A 22,422-nucleotide genomic window follows, 5' to 3' on the forward strand; every position below is an offset into this window, starting at 1 on the left:
CTCTTCTTCTTGAGCGCCTTGACTGCCTTGGCGTTCCCCACGCGTAGCTTCGGGCACGGGCGGCATCGCGGCGGAGGCTTCCTCCGCTTCTCGGTGACGATCTTCTGGCAGCCGGCCTTGGCCGGCTGGAGTAACTCGACGCGCACGGCGGTGATCGCTGTCGCGTTGACCGGTGCCAATGACGCCAGCACGATCGCGAGAGCGCTCACACAAAGCGCCTGCGTGGTCGTCACGCGATAACGGAGCACGCATGGGACCGTACGAGGCAACTGTGCGACTGTCAATGTTTGCGACAGTCGCATTGTGAGACTATTTGTCGTGTGGGTATCGTCTTGGCATGCAGCCCAGGTCGTTCGCCGGTTCTCCGGATGTGCAGGTCGTGACGGGCGACCGCGGCGCCAGGACCACGCCGGAGCGGCTGGCGGTCGTGCTGCGCCGCTACCGCGAGGCGATGAAGGACGCGCTGGAGGCGCAGGACTACCGGCCGATCCCGCAGACCGCCTTCTGGTTCACGATCGAGCTCGCGCGCCGGCCTGGCACGGTCGGCGACCTGGCGCGCAGGCTCGAGATGACCAAGCAGGCCGCGAGCCGCCTCGCCGACCAGCTCGCCGCTCTCGGTTACTGCGACCGCGAACGCAGTGAGACCAACCGCAGGCAGGTGCTGCTGAGCGCGACCGAGGAGGGTCAGGGCGCCGCGATGGTGCTGCTGGCCGCCATCCAGAAACTGGACGCGAGCATGCTCGCGTCACTGGACAAGGAGCAGCGCGAGGTGTTCCACCTGGCGCTCGGGCAAATGCTGGGGTAGCACCGTAGTACCGAAGTGGACGCCGGCCTCACTAGCTTTCGAGGTGTGAGAACCCAATTACGTCCACTGTGGATAGTCCTGCTGCTGGCGCTGGCAGCTTCCCTCATCGCGCCAACGGCTTCAGCCGCTCCGCCGTACACCGTGAAGCTGGTCAACCAGACCGGCGGCCCGATCTGGGTGGGCAGCGGCGTCAACGAGGGGTCGGTGAAGATCGGCGACCTGCCGAAGCTCGAGGCGGGCGAGTCCGCCAGTGTCCACATTCCACTCGGGCCGGCGAACCAGTGGAGCGGCAAGTTCTTCGCCCGCCAGTACTGCAAGGGCGAACCGGGCTCGACGTTCCACTGCCTGGTGGGGGACTGCGGCGCGCGGCCGACCCACTGCACCACCGGCGAACAGCCCGCCAGCCTGGCCGAGTTCACCTTCGAACCGCGTGACGAGCCCGCGCCCTGGTACAACGTCAGCTACGTCAACGGCGTGAACGTCCCCATCACGATCAACCCCACCAACGGCCCGCCGCCCAACGGCCAGTTCTGCGGTGTCGCCGGATGTCCCGGCGCGCTCCTGCCCGCGTGTCCTGACGCGAACCTGCGCAGGCACCCCGGCACCGGCAAGCCGATGCTGTGCGTCAATCCCAACCGCGACGCGCAGACGCCGTACAGCAACGCGATCGCCAGGGCGTGCCCGAAGGCGTACAGCTGGTCGAAACACGACACCGAGCCGGGTAATCGCACGATGTTCAGCTGTCGCGACTGCAACAAGCTGACCGTGACGTTCCACTAGTTGGGGGAGCCTTGTCAGAGAAGGGAACACAGGGGCCGAGCCGTCGTGCCGTGCTGGCCGCGGCGATGGCGGCGCCGTTGCTGACGCTGGGAACGGCCGAGGCGGCGCCGGTGCGGAAGAAGGGGGTGGCGACGTGGCACATGCCCGGCATCAGGGCCGCGCTGGACGACGTGGGCGCGGGGTGGTTCCACAACTGGGACTCGACGAAGGGTGACATCGACCCGCCACCAGGTGTGGAGTTCGTGCCGACGATCTGGGGCCGCGATCACGTGACGCCGGAACGGCTCCGGCAGGCGGCGGCGCAGGGCACGCACCTGCTGGGCTTCAACGAGCCCGACCTGCCGCAGCAGGCGAACATGACGGTGGACCAGGCGCTGGATCTCTGGCCGCGGCTGGCCTCGACCGGCAACCGCATGGGCGCACCCGCCGTGGCGAGTGGCGCGGACCGGGAAGGAGGCTGGCTGGACCGGTTCCTCGCCGGAGCACGTGCGCGGAACCTCCGCGTGGACTTCATCCCGCTGCACTGGTACGGCGCCGACTTCGGGCCCGCCGCCGTCGGCCAGCTGCGCGGCTACCTGAAATCGGTGCACGACAAGCACCGCAAACCGTTGTGGGTGACCGAGTTCGCGCTCATCGACTTCTCCGGTCCGGTGCCGAGGTATCCGACGCAACGGCAGCTGGCGACGTTCGCCCGTGACGCCGCGGAGATGATGCACGGCCTGCCGTTCGTCGAGCGCTACGCGTGGTTCGCGCTCCCTGCCGACCGCGGTGGCACCGGTCTGTACCGAGGCGCGACGCCCAACGAGGTGGGCCGTGCCTACCGATCCGTCGAAAGGACAGCAGGCTGATGAGGTTCCGTGTCGCAGGATTGGTGCTGGCGGCCTTTTTCGCCGTCGTCACCCCACCCGCGTCGGCCGACGCGTTCATGGTCACGCCGGCCCAGTTCGACCGGATGTTCCCCAACCGCAACGACTTCTACACGTTCGCGAGCCTGCGCCAGGCAGCGAACACGTTCCCGGCGTTCGCCAACGGTGAGGAACCGGCCGTGCGCAGGCAGGAGTTCGCCGCGTTCCTGGCGAACGTCAGCCACGAGACCGGCGGCCTGCGGTTCGTGGTCGAGCAGAACCCCGGTGGCGACTACTGCGAGCCCCGCCCGTTCGGCTGCCCGGAAGGTCCCGCCGCGTACCACGGGCGCGGGCCGCTGCAGCTCAGCTGGAACTACAACTACAAGGCGGCAGGCGACGCGCTGGGCGCCGACCTGTTGCACCGTCCGAACCTGCTGCAGACCAACGCGACGCTCTCGTGGCGCGCCGCGCTGTGGTACTGGATGACGCAGAACGGCCCCGGCAGCATGACGCCGCACCAGGCGATGGTGCGCGGCCGAGGCTTCGGCGAGACCATCCGCAGCATCAACGGCGCTCTCGAGTGCGACGGGGGCAACCCGGCGCAGGTCGCCAGTCGTGTGCGGGCGTACCGCGAGTTCACCGGGATCCTCGACGTCCGGCCTGGTGACCAGTTGTCCTGTTGAGCCACGCGGCTCAGTCGGATCAGCCCGCCGATTCTGGGTGAAAACCCAGGTCGGCGGGTTTTTCGTGCTGTGGCCACGGCCCCCAGGTGGCGGGTGTCGCCCGGTCACTCGGCTGGACGGTTCGGCTGGTTCACGGGTGCCGCGAGGCATGCCGCCTGGCCGATGATCGTGATCCCCGGCCACGATCAAGGAAGACGGAGTTGTTTCACCGTGCGCACCGCGACTGACCGCGCGACCTGGCGAACTCTCTTGGGATACGCCAGGCCACAGCGGCGGACCATCCTTTGTGGAGGGATGCTGTTCCTGCTGAGCGGTCTTGCCGCCGCCGCGCAACCGTTGGCGGCCAAGGCACTGGTGGACCGGCTGGGCTCAGGTGACTCGATCACCGGTCTGCTGGCGTTGCTGGTCGGGCTGGCGCTGGCCGGCGCCCTGATCGCGATGGCCGGTGACTACCTGCTCGAACGTGCCGCCGAGTCGGTCGTGCTGGTCGCCAGGAAGCGGCTGGCCCGGCGGTTGCTCTCGTTGCGTGTGCCCGCGGTGCAACGCGCGGAGCCTGGAGACCTGTTGTCCCGGTTCACCGGTGACACGACGTTGCTGCGTGAGGTGTGCACGCACGCCCTCGTCGCACTCGTCACCGGCTCGGCGACGACCGTGGTGATGGTCGTGATGATGGGTGTGATGGACCTCGTCCTGCTGGGCATCACCTCGGCCGTGCTACTGGTGGTGGGTGTGCTCGCCCTGGCCGGGATGCCGATGATCGAGAAGGCGTCCCACGCCGCCCAGAGCGCTGTCGGTGAGACGGGTGCACGGCTGGAGCGCGTGCTCGGCGCCTTCCGGACCGTGAAGGCGGCCGGTGCCGAAGCAGGGGAGATCGCCGCGATCGAACGCGGTGCCGAGAACGCGTGGCGTGCCGGTGTGCGTTCGGCGTGGTGGGAATCGCTGGTGCACGGTGCCAACAGCCTCGCGGTCCAGGCGTCGTTCCTCGCCGTGCTCGGCGTCGGCGGCGCGCGGGTCGCGACCGGAGCGATCTCACTGTCCACTTTGGTGGCTTTCCTGTTGTTCCTGTTCTACCTGAACGAGCCGATCGGGCAGTTGCTGCACGCCGGCAGCAGGCTGCAGATCGGGCTCGCCGCCGTGCGCAGGCTGGGCGAGGTCGACCGGATGCAGACCGAGCCGGTCGGCACCGGTGGCGCCGAGGTGGGGGAGGGCGGAGCTCGCCTGACCTTCTCCAACGTCCGGTTCCGGTACGGCCCGGACCTGCCGGAGGTCCTGCGCGGCGTGAGCGTCGACGTGCCCGCGTTGGGCATGACCGCGTTCGTCGGTCCTTCCGGTGCGGGGAAGTCGACGTTGTTCGCGCTGATCGAGAGGTTCTACGAGCCGGACTCCGGCCGCGTCCGGCTGGACGGCCGCGACCTGGCGGACTGGGATCTGGCGAGTCTGCGCGCGGGCATCGGGTACGTCGAACAGGACGCGCCGCTGTTGTCCGGGTCGTTGCGCGAGAACCTCGTCTACGGCCGCCCGGACGCGACCGACGAGGAGATCCGCGACGTGGTGGCGCAGACCCGGCTGGACTCGCTCGTCGAGCGGCTGCCCGGCGGGCTGGACACCCCCGTCGGGCACCGCGGCACCTTCCTGTCCGGCGGTGAGCGGCAACGGGTCGCGCTCGCCCGCGCGCTGATCAGCCGTCCGCGGTTGTTGCTGCTCGACGAGATCACCTCACAGCTGGACGCCGCGAACGAGATGGCGATCAGGGACGTGGTGATGACCGCGGCGAAGACGATGACGGTGCTCGTGGTGGCGCACCGGCTGTCGACGGTGACGCAGGCGGACCGGATCGTCGTGCTGGACAACGGGACCGTGCGGGCCACCGGCACCCATGACGAGCTCGTCCTCGGTGATCCGTTGTACGCCGAGTTCGCCGCCACCCAGCTGCTCACCGGCGAAACCCGGAAGTGACGAATTTCGGTTGCGGCGCGGGCCGCGGGCCTGTTCCACTGCGCTTGACCAGTCGTCCGGACAAGGAGAAGGCACATGCGCGTGGCGTTCGTGTTCACCCAGAAGGTATTCGTTGCCTATCTAGAGGACATGACGCTTGTCGCGCACCTTGAACTTGGGGATTCTGGCTCACGTCGACGCTGGTAAGACCAGCCTCACCGAGCGGTTGCTGCACACCGCCGGTGTCATCGACGCACTCGGCAGCGTGGACGCGGGGAACACGCAGACCGACTCGCTCGCGCTCGAACGGCAGCGCGGCATCACGATCAAGTCCGCCGTCGCGTCGTTCGTCGTCGGCGACGTCGTGGTCAACCTGATCGACACACCGGGCCACCCGGACTTCATCGCCGAGGTGGAACGGGTGCTCGACGTGCTCGACGGCGCCGTGCTGGTGGTGTCCGCGGTCGAGGGCGTGCAGGCGCAGACCCGCGTGCTCATGCGCACGTTGCGGCGCCTGGAGATCCCGACCGTCGTGTTCGTGAACAAGATGGACCGTCGTGGCGCCGACGGGCCGCGGGTGGCGCGCGACGTGGCCGAGAAGCTCGAGACCGAGGCGCCGATCTACTTCGGGTCCGCGATCACCGGTGCCGGCCTTGACGAACTGATCGCCGGTGTCACGTCGTTGTCGCTGGCGACCGGCGTGGCCGACGGGCCGCTGTCCGGCACGGTGTTCAAGGTCGAACGGGGCAGGGCGGGGGAGAAGGTCGCGTTCGTGCGGCTGTTCTCCGGGACCGTGCGCGTGCGGGATCGGGTGAAAATCGGTGACAGCGAAGGAAAAGTCACCGGGATCGCGGTGTTCGAGCCAGGCGCCGCGCCGCGTCGTGCCACCGCCAGGGCGGGGCAGATCGCGAAGCTCTGGGGCCTCGACGCCCGCATCGGCGACACGATCGGCGTCGCTCGTCACGACCGAGTCCACCACTTCGCGCCGCCGACGCTGGAAACCGTTGTGGAGTCGGACAACCGGGTGGCTCTGCACGCCGCACTGCAGCAGCTCGCCGAGCAGGACCCGTTGATCAACCTGCGGCTCGACGGCGACGACATCGTGGTCTCGTTGTACGGCGAGGTGCAGAAGGAGGTCATCGAGGCGACGCTCGCGCTGGAGTACGGCGTTGCTGTCACGTTCCGCGAAACGAGGACGGTCCGCGTGCACCGTCCACGGGGCGTGGGCGAGGCGGTGCGGTTCCTCGGGCAGAACCCGTATGCGGCCACCGTCGGGTTCCGGGTGGAACCGGGGCCGGAGGAGTTCCGGCTCGAGGTGGAGCTGGGCTCGTTGCCGCTCGCGTTCTTCAGGGCCGTCGAGGACGCCGTGCGCGACACGTTGCGCGCTGACCGGATTCACGACTGCACGGTCACGATGACGCACTCCGGATACTCGTCACCGGTGAGCGTGGCGGGCGACTTCCGGGGCCTGGCGCCGATCGTGCTGCGGGAAGCGTTGCGGCGGGCGGGAACCGTGACGTGCGAGCCGATGCACCGCTTCCGGCTGGAGATTCCGGCCGACGCGCTGCACGCGGTGCTCGCCGCGCTGGGCAAGGTCGGAGCCGTTCCGCTGACGACGACTTCCACCGTGCTCGAAGGACTTGTCCCGGCGGCACGGGTGTACGAGCTGCAACGACGGCTGCCCTCGCTGACCCGTGGGGAAGGTGTGCTGGAGAGCGAGTTCGACCACTACGCCTGAAGCGTTGGCCTTCGGTTGCTCGGTCCAGCGAAAGACGACGTTCGGCCCATGGTGCCGAGGCTCGATGTGTCGTTACCCTCCGTACTGGGAGCGCTCCCAGAAATGCCTCTTGCACCCTGCCATTGGAGGCTCACATGCATCGGCGCATGTCGAGGGCGATGACAGTCGTGGTCCCGGCGTCACTGGTCGCGGCGACGTTCACGGTTCAGACGGCCACGAGCGCCGCGGCGGTGACCGACGGGCCCGCGCTGGCGGTGGACGTGTCCGCCGCCCGGCACGCGATCAGCCCCGGCATCTACGGCCTCAACGGCGGCGATCCGGCGTTCAACGCCGAGATCGGCCAGTCGGTGGCACGATGGGGCGGCAACGCGGCCAGCCGCTACAACTTCAAGAACCACACCTACAACACCGGCAGTGACTGGTTCTTCGAGAACATCGTCGCTGACGAGGCGCACACCGTCGAAGGCATGGTGGGGTCCAACCTCGGCCGCGGCATCAAGCCGGTCGTCACGGTGCCCATGAGCGGCTGGGTGGCCAAGGACTCGCCGTCGTCACATCCGTTCACGTGCGGCTTTCCGGCGACCCGGTTCCCGCGGCAGGACAGGTTCGACGAGTGGGATCCCAACTGCGGCAACGGGCAGCTCGACGGCAAGACCCTCGCCGCCGTGCCCGAGGACAGCTCGATCAGGGCGGACGCGGCGTTCGCGGGCGAGATGGTGACGCACCTGGTGGACAGGTTCGGCACGGCGGCGCAGGGTGGCGTGCCGATCTACGAGCTCGACAACGAGCCGGTGCTCTGGGCCAGCACGCATCGCGACGTGCACCCCGAGCTGGTCTCGTACGACGAGCTGGGCGGCAAGGGCACCGCGACCGCCGCGGCGATCAAGGCGGCCGACCCGAGTGCGGCGGTGCTCGGCCCGTCCGGCTGGGGGTACTGCGAGTGGGTCGCGTCCGGTGTGGACGGTTGCGGTCCGGGTGCGGACGCTGCCGCGCACGGCGGGCTCAACCTGTCGCAGTGGTACCTGAAGAACATGAAGGACTACAGCGACGCGCACGGGGGCAAGCGCTACCTCGACTACTTCGACCAGCACTTCTACCCGCAGATCAGCGGCGACAAGAACCCCGAGGCCAACGCGTTGCGGCTGCGCTCGGTCCGCTCGTTGTGGGACCCGACCTACGTCGAGGAGTCCTGGATCGGCCCCGGCGGGGTCAACGCGCCGCCGCTGCAGTTCATCCGGACGATGAAGCAGTGGATCGCCCAGTACAACCCCGGCACCAAGACCGCGATCACCGAGTACAACTGGGGTGCGCTGGACGACATCAACGGCGCCCTCGCGCAGGCCGACATCCTGGGCGTCTTCGGACGTGAAGGCCTCGACCTCGCCACGATGTGGGGCGAGCCCAAGCCGACCGATCCGGGTGCGTACGCGTTCCGGATGTACCGCAACTACGACGGCGCGGGCAGCCGGTTCGGTGACGTCAGCGTGTCGGGCACCTCCGCGGACCAGGGGCGGCTGGCCGTCTACGCGGCGGAGCGCTCGTCCGACAAGGCGCTGACCGTCATGGTCGTCAACAAGACCGCGGACGACCTGACCTCGCCGCTGTCGGTGGCCGGGTTCGACAGCGCCGGTGCGGCACAGCGGTTCACTTACGGCACAACCGATCTGGGTGCCATCGTGCGTGGGAGCGACCTGCCGGTGAGCAACGGCCGTGTCGATGCCACGTATCCGGCGAACTCCATCACGCTGTTGGTCCTGCCGCCGGCCGGCTGCTCGGCGAGCTTGCAGGTCAACGGTGACTGGGGCAGCGGGCACGTCGCGACGGTGACCGTCACCAACAACCGCGCCACGGCGATGAAGGGGTGGCGGGTCGCCTGGACGTGGCCCGGCGGCCAGCAGGTCACCAACTCGTGGAACGCCACCCTGACGCAGAACGCGGCCGGCGTGGTCGCCGCGGACGTCGGGTGGAACGGCTCGATCGGTGCGGGCGGAGGTACGACGTTCGGGTTCCAGGCCAACGGTGCAGCGGCTGCACCGAGGCTGATCTGCAGTCCCACCTGAACCACCCCGCTGGTGTGAACGGTCACCTCCCACTTGCATGCACTCGTGTATCCGATACATTCGTGTATCGAACAGGAGGCAGGCATGGCGACCGAACGCGGGCCCAGGGTGACCAAGCGGCGCGGCGAGACCCGTCAGCGGTTGCTGGAGGCCGCGCTCGTGGTGTTCGCCGAGGAGGGCTTCGGCCGGTCCACCGTGGAGCAGGTGTGCTCTCGCGCCGGGTACTCGCGCGGGGCGTTCTACTCGAACTTCTCGACCCTGGACGAGCTCTTCCTCGCCATGTGGGAGCAGCGGTCCGCTGACCACGTCGCCAGGATGCGCGAGGCGTTCGAAGCCTCGGAGCAGGAGTCCGCGCCCGACCTCCAAGGTGTCGTCGAGCATCTGCTGCGGGCGGTGCCGCTGGACGAGGAGTGGTACCGGGTGAGCGCCGAGTTCACCGCTCACGCGCTGCGCAGCCCGGATCTGAGGCGGGTGATCGCCGACCGGGAGAGGGCCATCGCGGCGTCGACGCTGCCGTTCCTGCTCAAGGCCCTGGCCGGGATCGGCCGCGTCGTGCCCGATCCCGAGGCGTTGTCGCAGGCACTGGTCGCCGTGCACGACGGCACCGCGCTGCAGTGTCTCAGCGAACCGGGCGACGCCGTGGTGCGGCGGCGCCGGACCGACCTGTTCACCCGTGTCGTCATCGCGTACAGCAACGAAAGCGGAGAAGAGTCATGACCGAGCAAGCGGACGTCATCGTGGTCGGAGCCGGGCTCGCGGGCCTGGTCGCGACCTACGAGCTCACCAAGGCCGGACGCCGGGTCGTGGTCGTGGAGCAGGAGAACCGCGCGAACCTGGGCGGTCAGGCGTTCTGGTCGCTCGGCGGGCTCTTCCTCGTCGACAGCCCGGAGCAGCGGCGCAACGGCATCAAGGACTCCTACGACCTGGCGCTGCAGGACTGGCTGGGCTCCGCGGGGTTCGACCGCGACGACGAGGACCACTGGGCCCGGCAGTGGGCACAGGCCTACGTCCGGTTCGCCGCCACGGAGAAGCGCCAGTACCTGCGCGATCTAGGACTGCGCTTCACGCCCGTGGTCGGGTGGGCCGAGCGCGGCGGTGGCCTCGCCGACGGCCACGGCAACTCCGTGCCGCGCTTCCACCTGACCTGGGGAACGGGCCCGGAGGTGGTGCGCGTGTTCGCCGAGCCGGTGCTCGAGGCCGAACGCCGCGGGCTGGTCCGGTTCGCGTTCCGGCACCAGGTCGACGAGCTGGTGGTCGAGAACGGTGCCGCCGTGGGTGTGCGGGGGAGTGTCCTCGAGCCGTCCGATCTGGAGCGTGGCAAGGCGTCGTCACGAGTCGCCGTCGACAGCTTCGAGTTGCGCGCCAAAGCCGTGATCGTCACCTCGGGCGGCATCGGGCACAACCACGACCTCATCCGCGCGAACTGGCCGGCCGAGCGTCTCGGCAAGTGCCCGGAGACGATGATCTCCGGGGTGCCCGCGCACGTCGACGGGCGGATGCTGGCGATCAGCGAGACCGCGGGCGCGAACCTCGTCAACCGCGACCGGATGTGGCACTACACCGAGGGTCTGCACAACTGGGACCCGATCTGGCCCGACCACGCGATCAGGATCATCCCCGGCCCGTCGTCGCTGTGGTTCGACGCCACCGGAAAGCGGCTGCCCGCACCGAACTTCCCCGGCTTCGACACCAACCAGTCGATGAAGGCGATCCTCTCGACCGGTTACGACTACTCGTGGTTCGTGCTGAACCAGTCGATCATCAACCGGGAGTTCGTGCTGTCGGGCTCCGAGCAGAACCCCGACATCACCGGCAAGGACATCCGCCTCACCCTCGCGAGCCGGGTGGCCAAGGGCGCACCGGGACCGGTGGAGGCGTTCAAGCGGCACGGGGTGGACTTCGTCGTCGCGGGCACCGTCGGCGAGCTCGTCGCGGGCATGAACAAGATCGCGCGCGGCCCGCAGCTCGACGTCGAGGAGATCGAACGCCAGATCGTCGCCCGTGACCGGGAGGTCGGCAACTCGTTCTCCAAGGACCTGCAGCTCATGGCCATCGCCAACGCCCGCCGCACGCTGGGCGACAAGCTGGCACGGGTCGCGAAGCCGCACCGGATCCTCGACCCGGAGCACGGCCCGTTGATCGCGGTCCGGCTCAACGTCCTGACCCGCAAGACGTTGGGCGGAATCCAGACCACGCTCGACTCCGAGGCGCTGCACACCGACGGCACGCCGTTCCCCGGCCTGTACGCCGCCGGCGAGGTCGCCGGGTTCGGTGGCGGCGGTGTGCACGGCTACAACGCGCTGGAGGGGACGTTCCTGGGCGGGTGCATCTTCTCCGGCCGTGCGGCGGGCCGTGCGCTCGCCCGGACGCTGGGCTGAGCCGGTCGGGCATCGGCACAGCGTTGATGCCGATGCCCGTTCGTCACGATCCGCCGCGCTCGAACGCAGCGATCACTTGCGCGACTTCAAGATGCGAGCGGCCACGAAGAGCCCCGCGACGACGACCGCGCCGATGGTGGCGATCAGCCGGTTCACGTCCACCGCGGGTACCCACCGCACGTCGTCACCCTTGATCACGTACGCGCCCGTCGGCTTCGCGGCGGTCCCGAAGCCGCCGCCCTCGCCCTCCTGGCCCTTCTCGTCGCGGCCCGAGCCTCCGCCGGTTCCCCCGGAGACGGACGCGGCGGCGATGACGGTGATGCCGTTCTTCTCGTACGGCTCCGCGTAGACCTTCTTCGCTTCCATGGAGTCCTTGACGCTGGCGATCAGTTCGTCGATCTTCATCATCACTTCCATTCTCGCTCGGCATGGAATTATTTCGTTCTGCCATCAAGGGTCTTTGCGGACGCTAGCCTTGGTTTCACGTTGTGGGCATTGCGCTTCTTCTGTCGATTCTTTTCGATCTGAGGGGGAATGTGAAGCCGGACGAGGACTACGAGGTCCTTCTTTCCGAGCACCAGGCGCTGCTGGCGCGGGTCCGGGCAGGCGGCGCCGGGACAACGGCACCGGACGCGGGCGACCAGGAAGCCGTGGGAACTTCCGGTAGCGGGGCGGTGCGCGTGGTGATGCGGGCCCGCCGAGTCGTCTCGGTCGTCGTCGACCCGGCCGTGCTGGGGCAGCCTCGCCGCGAAGTCGCCGAGCTGCTGCGGGAAGCGGCCGATCTCGCGGTGTCGCGATCGTTGGCGTTGTCCCCGAAGGCCGGTGATCCGGGGCCTGATCTCGCCGCGGTCGGTACCGGGCTGACGGAGGTCGCGGAGGCGAGCGGGCAGGCGCTGCGGCGGATTCAGGACGCGGTGGAGCAGTCGATGGCGAAGCTGGCGGGGAAGGTTCAGATTCGCGGTGACGCGTCGCCCCAGTACGTCGACTTCCTGTTCGACGAGGCGATGGAAGTCGTGCGGTCCATGCAGAACGCGCTCGCCGGCGGTGCCTCGGCACCGGTCACCGGCGAGGGGCGGGACGAGGCGAATGAGGTCGTGGTCGCCGTGTGCCAGGGCGAGGTCGGTCAGGTGACGTTGAGCAGTTCGGCGCTGCAGATGTCACCGGGCGAGTTCGGGCGGGCGGTGCAGCAGGCGGTGAACGACGCGCTGACGGACTGGGAGCAGCGCGCCGCGGCAGCGGATCGGCCGCCGATGGACACGGAAGCGTTGCGGCAGCTGGCGGAACGGGCCGGTGCCGTGCGGCGGCAGAGCATGGAGCACTTACACACCTACACGGACAGCATGACGGCGATCATGCGCAACGTGGACTAGTGGCAGGGGAGCTGCGCGGTGTCAGGGGGATTCAGCGTTCATCCGGAGGAACTGGGCGGGGCGGCCAGGAACCTGCAGGGGGCAGGGCAGTCGCTGACCGGTGCGGTCTCGGAGTTCCAGGCGAAGGTCGCGGCCCTGTCCGACGCGTTCGGCGACGACGATCTCGGATCGGCGCTCGGGATGATCTACGAGATCGCGTCCGAGGCCGCTTTCGACTGCTTCACCGACAACGCCGAGGGGCTGCAGGAGATCGGCCACAACCTGCAGGCGATGGCCGACGGCTACGCGGAGACCGAGTCCGCGAGCCAGGAGTCCTTCCAGCAGCTGATGGGAGGCATGGCATGACGACCGGGATCATGCTTCCGCCCGAACTTTCCGGGCTGCTCAACACTCTTGGCTTCAGCTGGCCGCTCAGCGACGAGGGGAAGCTCTTCGACCTCGCGGGCCACTGGTCCTCGTTCGCCGACCAGCTGGGGCCCGCCGCGGCCGAGGCGGACGGTCATGCCCAGCAGGTGCTCGGCAAGAACTCCGGTGCGGCGGTGGACCGGTTCGGGGCGTTCTGGTCCGATGCCGACGCACCGAAGCAGAATCTCGACGACGGCGCGGTCGCGTCCACGTTGATAGGCACCGGCCTCTACGTGTGCGCCGGTGTGGTCGTGGCGTTGAAAACCGCCGTGGTGGTGCAACTGGCGATGCTCGCGGTCGAGATCGCCCAGGCCATCGCGACCGCCGTGGCGACGTTCGGCGCTTCACTGCTGGAGATCCCGATCTTCCGGGAGATCACCAAACTGCTGCTGGACCAGGCGCTCGACCTGGCGATCAACGCGGTGCTGAATGGCTAGGGGCAAGGCCGGCGGGAAGGCGGCCAAAGCCGGCGCCGGCATCCTGAAGCCCGCGATCAAGAGGCTGCGCAAGACGCGGCGCCCGGCCGGTGCGAAGTCGGTCGCGAAGGCAGCCAAGCCGACACCGGGCGCGTGGCTCAACAAGCTGAGCGCCAAGGACAAGGCCAGCTACGCCAATCTCAAGGACGCCGTGAGCGCTTCGTCCAACCGCTCGGCGGCCCAGATTCGCAGCCGGCTCTCGGCCGGCCAGCTCCGCAAGGGCAAGAAGAAGCCTTGGTTGCGCTCGATGTACGTGGGCTCGGAAATCGAAAAGGACGCGGCCCGCCGCGTGGCCAGGGACACGAACATCACCCACCTGGGGACGAGCGCACCCGGCAGAGCCGTCCCGGACTTCCAGATCGGCGGCCGGCACAACGTCGACGTCACCGGCGGTAGCCCGTCATCGTTGCGCACGCACATGAATCGGCCGTACTACACTCACCCGGACCAGATATTGACGTATCCGTCGGTGCCCCGGTCCAAGCTCGATGCCATCTTCCGGTAGGAACAAATGCGAAACCACATCAAGGAAGAATTCGAGTACCGCAAGATCATCGAGTCGGCGGCGACGATAGCGGACCTCGATTTCGAGCGGTGCGCGTTCGGCGGCGGCGTGATCATGCAGGAAGCCGACGACCCCGCCTACCAGCTCGTGGTCCGCACCGTCTCGCTGCGCAAGTGCAAGGTGGGCAACGTCGTGCTGTACGGCGTCCGGTTCGAGGACGTCACGGTCGACACCCTGAGCCACAGCAAGCCCATCGAGCTCGAAGCCTGCGTCTGCTCGCACGTCGTCCTGCGGGGAAAGCTCGGCGCCGTCCGCTTCTCTCCGGCCGTTGAGGACGACTCGCGCGCCGTGCTCGCCCCGGCGGCCGCGAAACTGTACGAAGACGTCGACTGGGCGCTGGACATCACCGAAGCCGAGTTCAGCGACATCGAGATCTGGGACGTCCCAGGACATCTGGTGAAACGCGACCCGGAAACCCAGTTCCTCGTCCACAAATCCGCTGCCGCGGCCGCCGACGTCGACGCACTGCCCGAATACGCGCAGATCCTCGTCGAACGCGCCGCCGAAGCGCCGTACGACACCAGCGTGCTGGCCGCACCGATTCGGTCCAAGGACTTCGAAGAGGCACTGGACGCTTTCCGGAAGCTGCGTGACCTGGGCATTGCCGAATGACCACGTGCCACGCCCAGTAGGATCCGATCATGTCCGCCCCGCGCCACACAGGAGCCCGATGATCACCGATGTGTTCAGCGCCGGACCCGAAACCCTCCCCGGCTACCGCGCCGCGGGCTTCCCCGACCCGACGACGTTCGGCTACCGCACGGTGCGAGCCAGGAGACTGGACCCGGTAGCCCTCGCGTCCCTGGACGTGCTGCTGTCCGGGGTGTCTTTCGAGACCGCCCTGGAGACCGCCGCCACGTCACCCTCGGAAAGCCCGAACCTGTACCAGGCCCCGGTGATCACGACGCTGAGCGACCGGGTCGTGCGACTCCTGCCCGCGGTCGACGACAGCAGCATCGGCTCGCTCGCGGCGGACTGGCAGGAGACCCCGGAACTGGACAACCGCGACCCCGCCGCGCTGACCTCGTGGCTGCGCCAGGTAGCCGAACTGTGCCGCGCCACCGTGCCCGCCGGAAATCTCCTGTTCGTCTGGAACTGCGTATGAACATCACCGAGCGCCAGTTCGAAGCCGCCCAGCGGTACCGGTGGCTGCAGGCCGCCTACTACCACTACGACGTCGTCGAGGCGACCCTGGACAACCCGGCGATCGCCGGGGACCCCAACATCAGCACGCCCGGCAGCGGCGACTCGGTTCCGCTGGACTACCCCGACGCGGTGATCGGTGGCGCCGGCCCGGTCTACGTGACGCCGGAAACCCCGGTCAGTGAACGAGCTCATCTCAGCCGGCCCGGGGTTTCCGATCCCGGTCAGCTGCTCACGTACGCGCCGGCGACCGGAGAGTTCCTGGCCGAACTCTTCCAGTGACCGGTCGGTGCGGCATGAACGTGCCGCACCGACCGGAGTGTTGCTGTGTCAGGACAGACGCCACAGGTCGCTCAGCGTGGCGACGAGCTCGGCCTGGCGCTGCTCGAGCACCGCGGGTGTCCACTCTTGTGTGTTGTGGATCTGGATGGTGAGCATGAACGGCGGTATCTCGTTCTTCATCTTGAAGTACTTGTTCTTCTTCACGTCGAACTCGTAGTTGCTCGCCTGAGTGTTCTTCCGGCGGGTGAGCAGCGCCAGGTTGGCCAGGCGGTGGACCCAGTGCGCTCGCTCGTCATCGGAGAACCAGGTCCTCCACTGGCTGTCCTTGGCCGGTGACTGAGGCAGCACATGTTCGACGGTGATCAGCGGGTGGTCGTAGGTCGCTCCGCCCGTCGACATCGCCGAGTCCAGCCGGAGCAGGACGTAGAGGCGCACTCGGTTCACCGTGTAGATCTCGCTGTTCAACCGGATCAGCGTCTGCGCGCACTCGAACTCGTCCAGCTGCAACGGGGAGTCCGCGCTGTACAGGTCGTCGCCCGCCTCGATGGCTTCCAGGACGCGGCCGTAGCGTTCGATGCGCCGGGTGATGTCGACGCGGCGGACGAACATACTGGCAGCCAGTCGTTCGAGGTCTACGGCGAAGCGGTGCAGGGCGGCGGTGTCGACGTCGGTGCGGCTGAAATAGCTGATGGCGGGCGGGATCCAGTCCGTGTTGTCCAGCTTGTTCAGCCAGCGCAACAAGGTGTTGACGCTGTCCGCGCCCGTCGGTGCTTTGTAGTCGGCCCTGGTGACCACCTCGTACGCGTCCGAGAGGGGGACCAGGACGTCGTCGACGAACTTCGCCGGGTTCGGCACCCGCGTCAGCACCGAGGAGCGGAACTCCTTGAGGATCGTCTCGCGGGCCTTGGTCTTCGCGTAGACCATCCTGATGTGGGAGAAGAGCTCCTTGAAGTCGTCCCGGCCGAGATCGTCCTCTTCGGACTCCCACTTCTGGGTGTAGTGATCCTGCGCCGACTCGGGAATCTCGCCGATGATCTCGGACTTCAGGATGTCGGCGTGCGAGAGGTCGAGGCCGCGCTCGTTGAGGACGGTGAAGATCCGATAGGCGGAGTCGAAGTCCTGTGTGGACACGACCACCAGGTAGGTCCGCTGGTAGATGAACGACGCGAGGCGATGGCAGTCTTCGCGGGTGAGCTCCCCGAGCCGGTCGAGCATCAACAGGGTGTTGTGCACGAGGTTGCGCTGGCTGTCGGGCAGTGCCTCCTTGGCGAAGGACAGCAGCTGCTCGATTCCCGAGCGTTCTTGGACGTGCTTCTCGAAGAACTCGTGGTCGCGTTCGCGCAGCGTGAGCCGCGGCTGGTCCACGGTTCCCTTGATCGGGTCGCCCTTCTGGAAGAGCTTGCGTTCCAGCGATTCCGCGAAGTTCGCGTCCACGTGCAGCCGCAGCGCCGCGATCAGCAGGGTCAGCGTGGTCAGTCGCTGCTGACCGTCGACGACCTCCGAATGGGCGTTGTTCTCCGCCTTGACCAGCACGATGCTGCCGAGGAAGTACGGGTCGGCCTCGGCGGATGACGTCCCGGCGCTCGAGGCAGCCAGCAGGTCGTCGAACATCTCGCCCGCCTGCTCGGTGGTCCAGGCGTACGGCCGTTGGTACCGGGGGATGACGAAGCGGTACTCGTCGCCGAAGATGTCGCCGATCGAACGCTCGGCTGCCTGGATCTTGGTGCTGGCCATCGACTTCCTCTGCCTCGGGGGTCGGTTCTGCGAGCGCGCGCGATGCCTTTCGCCGTTGGCACATCGCTGCTCGCCGCCCAGACGTTTCCGTTTTTCGGTGGCCACTTTTTGTCCTTGAATCCGCCTAACGCTCCGTCAGTGGGAAGCGATGAGAGGTCCGAACGGCTGAGCGGAGGCGGTGCGGTGAGCGCGGTGATCGGGTCCGACCCGGACCAGTTGGATCAGTTGGCGGCGACGATGCTCGCGTGCGCCGACCAGTTGGACGGGGTGCGCTCGGAGCTCGCGTTCGTGCTCGTCAGCTCGCCTTGGCAGGGTGGTGACGCCGAGGAGTTCCGTTGGCAGTGGGGACATCAGCTGGCCGGGTTGCTGCAGGGCGCGTCGGTCGCGTTTCGCGAGGCCGGTGGGCGGGTCCGGGGCGATGCGGCCCAGCAGCGGCACGCCAGTGCGAATGACGGTGCGGCCACGGCGGCGCCTTTCGCCGGCTGGGCGGGCGCGGGCAGTGGTGCAGGTGGCGGCGGGCTCGATTTTCTGGGCATCGCCGCTGGGTTCGGCGCCACCGCGTTGAAGGTGCTCGGCTACGCCTCTGGGGCAGTCGAGCTGGTGAAGGACGCGCAGCACGGGCTGATCGGTGGAAATCGGATCAAGAACGCTGCTGGTCAGGTCGTGAAGTTCACCGACGCCCTCCGCGTCGGTGACTCCGTGCCGCTGCGGATGGCCGGGAAGTTCCTGGGCAAGCTGGCATTGCCGATCGGCGTGGCGACCACTTGGACCGACGGCGCGGAGTTCTTCGCGGAACATGACAAGAACCCTCGTAGCGCGGCGACCTTCTCCGCTGGTGTGTCGACGGTGCTCGGTGTGGCCGGTGTCGCCGCGACGGTGACCGGGTTGGTGGCGCTTGGTGTGGGTGCGGCGCCTGTCGTGGCTGGTGCGGCCGCTGTTGGTGGTGGGCTTTTCCTGGGCAGTGCCGCGTGGGACGTGATCAAGCTGACCCCGGTGGACGACTGGGTGAACTCGGGTTTGTGGGCGATGTCCGACGGCATCGGCAAAGCGGCGGTGGACGTGCGCGACGGGGTCGGCGACTTCATCAACGGCGGGCTCAACGCCCTGCTCGGACGTTAGGAGGCCGTGGTGGCGCAGGAGTTGGTGCTCACGTTCGCGGAGATCGAGTTTCTGCTGAGGGTGCGTGTGCCCGAGATCGCGACGATCCGCGCTGACCTGGGGCTCGCGCCGCCGGACGACACGACGGCCGCGGCGGGGCTTGCCTCGTTGCTGGCGAGGAAGCTCTGCGAACCGGGCGGTGCCGGTGTCACGCCGGGGCCGGAGGTGGTCGCGGTCGTCGCCGGGCTCGCCACCGCCGACCGCGTGACCAGGGTGCTCGGGCTCGGCGAGGGCTCCGCGCAGCTCGGCGCGGTGGTCACCGGTCCGAACGTCCACATAGGACTTACGGATGCCGGGTTCGGGCAGCACGTGGTGCAGCCGATCGACAGGGCGGTGAGCGCCGCCGACCAGGTCAAGCACGTGCTCGGCAGGGCACTGGGGCGTGAGTCTGCGGTGGTGGTCCAGTCCCGTTCGGCGGTGGGGCAGGTCAGCATCGCGGTCGCGATCGACGGCGAAGGTACCTGGTACCTCTCCGATTCCGAGGGCGAACCCGATCGCGGCGTGCCGGTCAGCGAGGACGAGGCCTTCGCTCGCATCATCGAGCTGCTCTCGGATCCGGTGGGCGCGCGGTGATCGAGGTTCTGACCGGTGTCGCCACGCATCCCGGTGTGGTACGGGAAGTGAACGAGGACAACGCGATCGCGGGCACACGGGTGTTCGCGGTGGCCGATGGCGTCGGCGGGCACGCGGCGGGTGAGGTCGCCAGCGCGTTGCTGATCGCTCGGTTGCGGGAGCTCGACCAGCTGGACGGGGCGGGTCCCGATGATGTCCGGGCGACGCTCGCCGCCGCCGGGCGATCGCTGGAGGAGTCCGAGCACGGCGGTATGACGACGGTGGCGGGGATCGCGCTCGTCATGATGTCCGAGCGACCGCATTGGGTCATGTTCAACATCGGCGACTCGAGGGTGTACCGGTTCGACGGCGTGCAGCTGACCCAGCTCACCGTCGACCACTCCGAGGCGCAGGAGCTGGTCGCCGCCGGACTGCTGACGGCGGACGAGGTCAGGACTTATCCGCGCCGGCACGTCGTCACTCGCGTGGTCGGCGACACGGGTGGCACCGAGCCGGACATGTGGTTGTTCCCGCCGCGTGCGGGCGAGCGGTTCCTGATCTGCACGGACGGGCTGACGAACGAGGTGGCCGACGAGGGCCTCGCGGAAGTGCTGCGGCTGCACGACGATGCCCGGGAAGCGGCCGCGGCTCTCGTGGATCGCGCGGTGGCGGCACGGGCCAGGGACAACGTGACGGCCGTGGTCGTCGACTATCCCGTTGTGACGGAAGGCGTCGCGGCCAGTTGCGACACGGTGCCGCGGGGGCCGCGATGACCGATGTCGGGTACGTGCCGGGCACGTGGGTCGCGGTGGTGGGGGAGCACACGTGGCTGCTGCTGGCCGTGGCGCCCGAGTCCGAACTGGTCGGGCGCTGCTGGGAGCTGGTGCGAGCGGACGAGTCGCTGGACGAGGTGCTGGCCGCGATCGTCCATGAAGGACTCCGCGCGGTGAGCGGATTCGCGCTCGTCCGGTTGGCGGTGAACGAGAAGCGCGTCGTGGTCCGGGGTGAGGCGCGGCTGCAGGTCGTAAACGGGTCGGGTGTCGCCGAGGAGATCAGCGCGGCCGGTGTTGGCACGTGGGTCGACCGCAATCTTGATGACGTCGCACGGCTTCGCGTCACGACGAGGCAGGGTGGGCCGGTGCTGCCGTTGCGCGGCGGCGTGGTGCTCGCGGGCGAACTCGTGGTGGCATTGTCCGACGCTGCGGAGCCGGTGCCGGCTCCAGCTCCGCTGCCCGCTCCAGCCCCACTACCCGAGGTCATCGAGCACACCGTTGTGCGCCAGGAAGAACCGGTCGAACTGACCATCGTGCGTGACCAAGCACCACCGCAACCAGCACCGGCACCGCAGATCACTCAGATCACCGGCGTGATCCAGTCCTTCGACTGGGCACCCCAGGTCACCGCGGCGGTCTCCCCGCCAGAGCCGCCCCAGGTCCGCCAGCCCGAGCCCGTCACGGAGACAGTGCTGCGCACCACCACGCTGTCTCCCAACGACACCCAGATGCTGCAAGGAACCAGGACCGGCGGATCACGGCTGGTGCGGGCGAAGCAGTGCCCGGCGGGCCACCTCAGCTCGGACTACGCGCTGCACTGCCGGGTGTGCGAAGTCCCGCTGCCGGACCAGGTGGCCGCCATGCTGCCCGTACCCGTGCTCGGACTGCTGCGACTGTCCAACGGCGACACGATCTCGCTCGACCGGAACGTGGTGATGGGCCGCGACCCCAGCGGTGACCGCAGGGGCGTGAACCTGGTCCAGGTCGGCAGGGAAGGTGACACGGAGATCTCCCGGACGCACGTGGAGGTCCGGCTGGAGAACTGGGACGTGCTGGTGCGCGACCTCGGTTCGATGAACGGCACCACCGTCGCCCGGCCCGGTTGCCCGCCGGAGAAGCTCGCCGCGCACATCGACGAGTTCCTCTACCCAGGCACCCGCGTCATGCTCGGTGACCACTTCTTCTTCACCTTCGAGGTGACCGGATGACCCAGGGGCCACCGGAGATTCCGCACATCGAGTACCGCGCCGACATCGGCGGTGGCGGTTTCGCGATGGTGTACCGCTACCACCAGCCCAAGCTCAAGCGCGACGTGGCCGTGAAGGTGCCCAAGGCGGCGGACCTGTCCGGCGAGGTGCGGCAGCAGTTCATCGCCGAGGGCGAGTCGATGGCGGAGCTCGGCAGCCACGAGAACGTCGTTTCGGTCTACGACACGGGCGCTGCCGCCGACGGGCGTCCGTACCTCGTCATGGAGTACTGCCCCGGCGGCGACCTCGCGGGAATCGCGGGTCGGGCGCCGTTGCCCGTCGAGGACGTGCTCGGCATCGGCGTCCAGATCGCGGGTGCGATCGGGACGGCGCACGAGCTCGGGATCCTGCACCGCGACATCAAGCCGGCGAACGTCCTGATGAACAAGCACGGCAAGCCCTGTCTCACCGACTTCGGCATCGCCGGCCGCTTCGCCGAACAGGACCAGAACGGCCCGATGGCGCTGTCCCCGCCGTGGTCGGCACCCGAACTGTTCACGCGGTCCGCGAAGTACGGGGTCCGGGCGGAGGTGTTCTCGCTCGGCGCGACGCTGTGGCACCTGATCGTGGGGCACTCGCCGTTCATGCCGCCCGGTGCCGAGAACTCCGGCCCCGCGGTCGAACGCCGGATCGTGTCCGGCTGGCGGCCCGCCGAGCTGGCGGCACCCGCGGACCTGCGCCGGTTGTTGTTGTCCGCCATGGCGCACGACCCGCTGGAACGACCGGCGACGGTGCGGCAGTTCGCCGACGATCTGCAGCGAATCCAAAAGGTGCAACGGTTCGGCGAGAGCGGGCGGGTGCCGACCCTCTCCCCGCCCGCCAGACCGGCGCTCGCGCCGGCCTTCGTCGTGCCCCCGGCGCCGGTCGCGCCACCGACACAACGCAGGACGCCCCCGCTTGCCGCGAGTCCGCCCCCGCCTGCCTCGAGTCCACTGGGGCACACCGTGATGCGCAAGGCATCCGCACTGCAGCAGACGATCCACCGGACGCCCGTGCCCGTCGAGGAACCACCACCTCCGCCCGACCCCCCGGTCCGCCTGCGCTTGCCACACTACGCGGCGGGTGTCCTGGCGGCGGCCGCCATCGTGGGTGTGGGTGTGTTCCTGTTGTCCGGTCAGGAAAAACCGGGGAACGGCCCGGCGGTGACGACTGTCGCCGACGACGGTCCCGACCAGAACGCGGGCGCGGGCAACACGCCACCGGGCAGGCCGGCCATCACCGCGACAAGGCTGGACGCGAAAACTGTCCGTTTCGCTTGGAATTATTCGGCTCAGCAAGCGTCGGACACCTTTTCCTGGCGCACTTCCGACGGCACGCGGACCGGCGTGGAGCAGAAGCCGCAGGTGGACGTCGAAGGCGCGAAACCCGTGTGCCTGCAGGTCAAAGTGGTGCGTGCGGACGGCAGCAACGCGACCGCCGACTGGTCGCAGGAGAGCTGCGGCTAATTCTTCCGCCGCATTCGGGTGAATGCTGCAACGAATTCGTGGATCGGC

The 22,422-nt window shown here is 68.5% G+C and carries 24 protein-coding genes; 22 read left to right on the top strand and 2 right to left on the bottom strand.

What is annotated here, in order from left to right; translation table 11 throughout:
* Positions 1 to 9 precede the first annotated feature (9 nt).
* The 10 genes from ABZ345_RS18000 to ABZ345_RS18045 all read left to right on the top strand — a co-directional run bounded on the left by ABZ345_RS18000 (position 10) and on the right by ABZ345_RS18045 (position 11,224).
* Positions 10 to 240: a hypothetical protein gene (locus ABZ345_RS18000; protein WP_359849354.1), complete on the top strand. Its 231-nt coding sequence runs from the start codon at positions 10 to 12 to the stop codon at positions 238 to 240.
* Positions 241 to 337: 97 nt separating this feature from the next.
* Positions 338 to 805, top strand: coding sequence for a MarR family transcriptional regulator (locus ABZ345_RS18005; RefSeq protein WP_359849356.1), 468 nt, complete (start codon positions 338 to 340; stop codon positions 803 to 805).
* A 45-nt stretch (positions 806 to 850) separates the two neighbouring features.
* Positions 851 to 1,585 carry a thaumatin family protein gene (locus ABZ345_RS18010; RefSeq protein WP_359849359.1) on the top strand — a complete coding sequence of 245 codons (735 nt, stop codon included), beginning with the start codon at positions 851 to 853 and terminating at the stop codon, positions 1,583 to 1,585.
* Positions 1,586 to 1,596: 11 nt separating this feature from the next.
* A complete protein-coding gene (locus tag ABZ345_RS18015; RefSeq protein WP_359849362.1) occupies positions 1,597 to 2,433 on the top strand; it encodes a glycoside hydrolase family protein in 837 nt (278 codons plus the stop codon).
* Positions 2,433 to 3,113 (top strand): chitinase, encoded by a 681-nt coding sequence (locus ABZ345_RS18020; RefSeq protein ID WP_359849365.1) that lies wholly within the window; start codon positions 2,433 to 2,435, stop codon positions 3,111 to 3,113. The genes ABZ345_RS18015 and ABZ345_RS18020 overlap by 1 nt, the downstream gene beginning before the upstream one ends.
* A 294-nt stretch (positions 3,114 to 3,407) precedes the next feature.
* Entirely contained in the window at positions 3,408 to 5,069 is a 1,662-nt protein-coding gene (locus ABZ345_RS18025) for an ABC transporter ATP-binding protein (RefSeq protein WP_359849368.1), read from the top strand.
* Positions 5,070 to 5,205: 136 nt separating this feature from the next.
* Positions 5,206 to 6,786, top strand: a complete 1,581-nt coding sequence (locus ABZ345_RS18030) for a translation factor GTPase family protein (protein WP_359849371.1) — start codon at positions 5,206 to 5,208, stop codon at positions 6,784 to 6,786.
* A gap of 158 nt (positions 6,787 to 6,944) precedes the next feature.
* Positions 6,945 to 8,846, top strand: a complete 1,902-nt coding sequence (locus tag ABZ345_RS18035; protein ID WP_359849374.1) for a glycoside hydrolase family 44 protein — start codon at positions 6,945 to 6,947, stop codon at positions 8,844 to 8,846.
* A gap of 84 nt (positions 8,847 to 8,930) precedes the next feature.
* Positions 8,931 to 9,563: a TetR/AcrR family transcriptional regulator gene (locus tag ABZ345_RS18040; protein WP_359849377.1), complete on the top strand. Its 633-nt coding sequence runs from the start codon at positions 8,931 to 8,933 to the stop codon at positions 9,561 to 9,563.
* Entirely contained in the window at positions 9,560 to 11,224 is a 1,665-nt protein-coding gene (locus tag ABZ345_RS18045; RefSeq protein WP_359849380.1) for an FAD-binding dehydrogenase, read from the top strand. The genes ABZ345_RS18040 and ABZ345_RS18045 overlap by 4 nt, the downstream gene beginning before the upstream one ends.
* Before the next feature lie 72 nt (positions 11,225 to 11,296).
* Here ABZ345_RS18045 and ABZ345_RS18050 read toward each other — a convergent pair whose 3' ends face one another.
* On the bottom strand, positions 11,297 to 11,632 hold the full coding sequence (locus tag ABZ345_RS18050) for a spore germination protein GerW family protein (RefSeq protein ID WP_359849383.1): 336 nt from the start codon (positions 11,630 to 11,632) through the stop codon (positions 11,297 to 11,299).
* Between the two features lie 128 nt (positions 11,633 to 11,760).
* Between ABZ345_RS18050 and ABZ345_RS18055 the strand changes: the two genes are divergently transcribed.
* The 7 genes from ABZ345_RS18055 to ABZ345_RS18085 are packed head-to-tail and all read left to right on the top strand — an operon-like array spanning position 11,761 to position 15,465.
* Positions 11,761 to 12,594 (top strand): hypothetical protein, encoded by an 834-nt coding sequence (locus ABZ345_RS18055; RefSeq protein ID WP_359849386.1) that lies wholly within the window; start codon positions 11,761 to 11,763, stop codon positions 12,592 to 12,594.
* 18 nt (positions 12,595 to 12,612) lie between these two features.
* Positions 12,613 to 12,939 (top strand): hypothetical protein, encoded by a 327-nt coding sequence (locus ABZ345_RS18060; RefSeq protein ID WP_359849389.1) that lies wholly within the window; start codon positions 12,613 to 12,615, stop codon positions 12,937 to 12,939.
* Positions 12,936 to 13,436 carry a hypothetical protein gene (locus ABZ345_RS18065; RefSeq protein WP_359849392.1) on the top strand — a complete coding sequence of 167 codons (501 nt, stop codon included), beginning with the start codon at positions 12,936 to 12,938 and terminating at the stop codon, positions 13,434 to 13,436. Before ABZ345_RS18060 ends, ABZ345_RS18065 begins: the two co-directional genes overlap by 4 nt.
* On the top strand, positions 13,429 to 13,980 hold the full coding sequence (locus ABZ345_RS18070; protein WP_359849395.1) for a hypothetical protein: 552 nt from the start codon (positions 13,429 to 13,431) through the stop codon (positions 13,978 to 13,980). The genes ABZ345_RS18065 and ABZ345_RS18070 overlap by 8 nt, the downstream gene beginning before the upstream one ends.
* Before the next feature lie 6 nt (positions 13,981 to 13,986).
* A complete protein-coding gene (locus ABZ345_RS18075) occupies positions 13,987 to 14,652 on the top strand; it encodes a hypothetical protein (protein ID WP_359849398.1) in 666 nt (221 codons plus the stop codon).
* Positions 14,653 to 14,710: 58 nt separating this feature from the next.
* On the top strand, positions 14,711 to 15,145 hold the full coding sequence (locus ABZ345_RS18080; RefSeq protein ID WP_359849401.1) for a hypothetical protein: 435 nt from the start codon (positions 14,711 to 14,713) through the stop codon (positions 15,143 to 15,145).
* Entirely contained in the window at positions 15,142 to 15,465 is a 324-nt protein-coding gene (locus tag ABZ345_RS18085; RefSeq protein WP_359849404.1) for a hypothetical protein, read from the top strand. Before ABZ345_RS18080 ends, ABZ345_RS18085 begins: the two co-directional genes overlap by 4 nt.
* Positions 15,466 to 15,513: 48 nt before the next feature.
* On the opposite strand, the gene ABZ345_RS18090 is transcribed toward ABZ345_RS18085, so the two are convergent.
* Positions 15,514 to 17,199 (bottom strand): DUF262 domain-containing HNH endonuclease family protein, encoded by a 1,686-nt coding sequence (locus tag ABZ345_RS18090; RefSeq protein ID WP_359849407.1) that lies wholly within the window; start codon positions 17,197 to 17,199, stop codon positions 15,514 to 15,516.
* Positions 17,200 to 17,337: 138 nt separating this feature from the next.
* On the opposite strand from ABZ345_RS18090, the gene ABZ345_RS18095 reads away from it, so the two are divergent.
* From ABZ345_RS18095 to ABZ345_RS18115, 5 genes are read left to right on the top strand one after another with little or no spacing between them, the layout of a single operon-like run.
* Positions 17,338 to 18,318: a hypothetical protein gene (locus ABZ345_RS18095; protein ID WP_359849410.1), complete on the top strand. Its 981-nt coding sequence runs from the start codon at positions 17,338 to 17,340 to the stop codon at positions 18,316 to 18,318.
* 9 nt (positions 18,319 to 18,327) lie between these two features.
* On the top strand, positions 18,328 to 18,930 hold the full coding sequence (locus tag ABZ345_RS18100; RefSeq protein WP_359849413.1) for a hypothetical protein: 603 nt from the start codon (positions 18,328 to 18,330) through the stop codon (positions 18,928 to 18,930).
* Positions 18,927 to 19,682: a protein phosphatase 2C domain-containing protein gene (locus ABZ345_RS18105; RefSeq protein ID WP_359849415.1), complete on the top strand. Its 756-nt coding sequence runs from the start codon at positions 18,927 to 18,929 to the stop codon at positions 19,680 to 19,682. Before ABZ345_RS18100 ends, ABZ345_RS18105 begins: the two co-directional genes overlap by 4 nt.
* On the top strand, positions 19,679 to 20,890 hold the full coding sequence (locus ABZ345_RS18110; RefSeq protein ID WP_359849418.1) for an FHA domain-containing protein: 1,212 nt from the start codon (positions 19,679 to 19,681) through the stop codon (positions 20,888 to 20,890). The genes ABZ345_RS18105 and ABZ345_RS18110 overlap by 4 nt, the downstream gene beginning before the upstream one ends.
* Complete coding sequence (locus ABZ345_RS18115; RefSeq protein ID WP_359849421.1) at positions 20,887 to 22,374, top strand: serine/threonine-protein kinase; 1,488 nt, start codon at positions 20,887 to 20,889, stop codon at positions 22,372 to 22,374. The genes ABZ345_RS18110 and ABZ345_RS18115 overlap by 4 nt, the downstream gene beginning before the upstream one ends.
* Positions 22,375 to 22,422: the final 48 nt, after the last annotated feature.

The sequence above is a fragment of the Lentzea sp. NPDC005914 genome, assembly GCF_040629405.1.
Classification (GTDB): Bacteria; Actinomycetota; Actinomycetes; order Mycobacteriales; family Pseudonocardiaceae; genus Lentzea.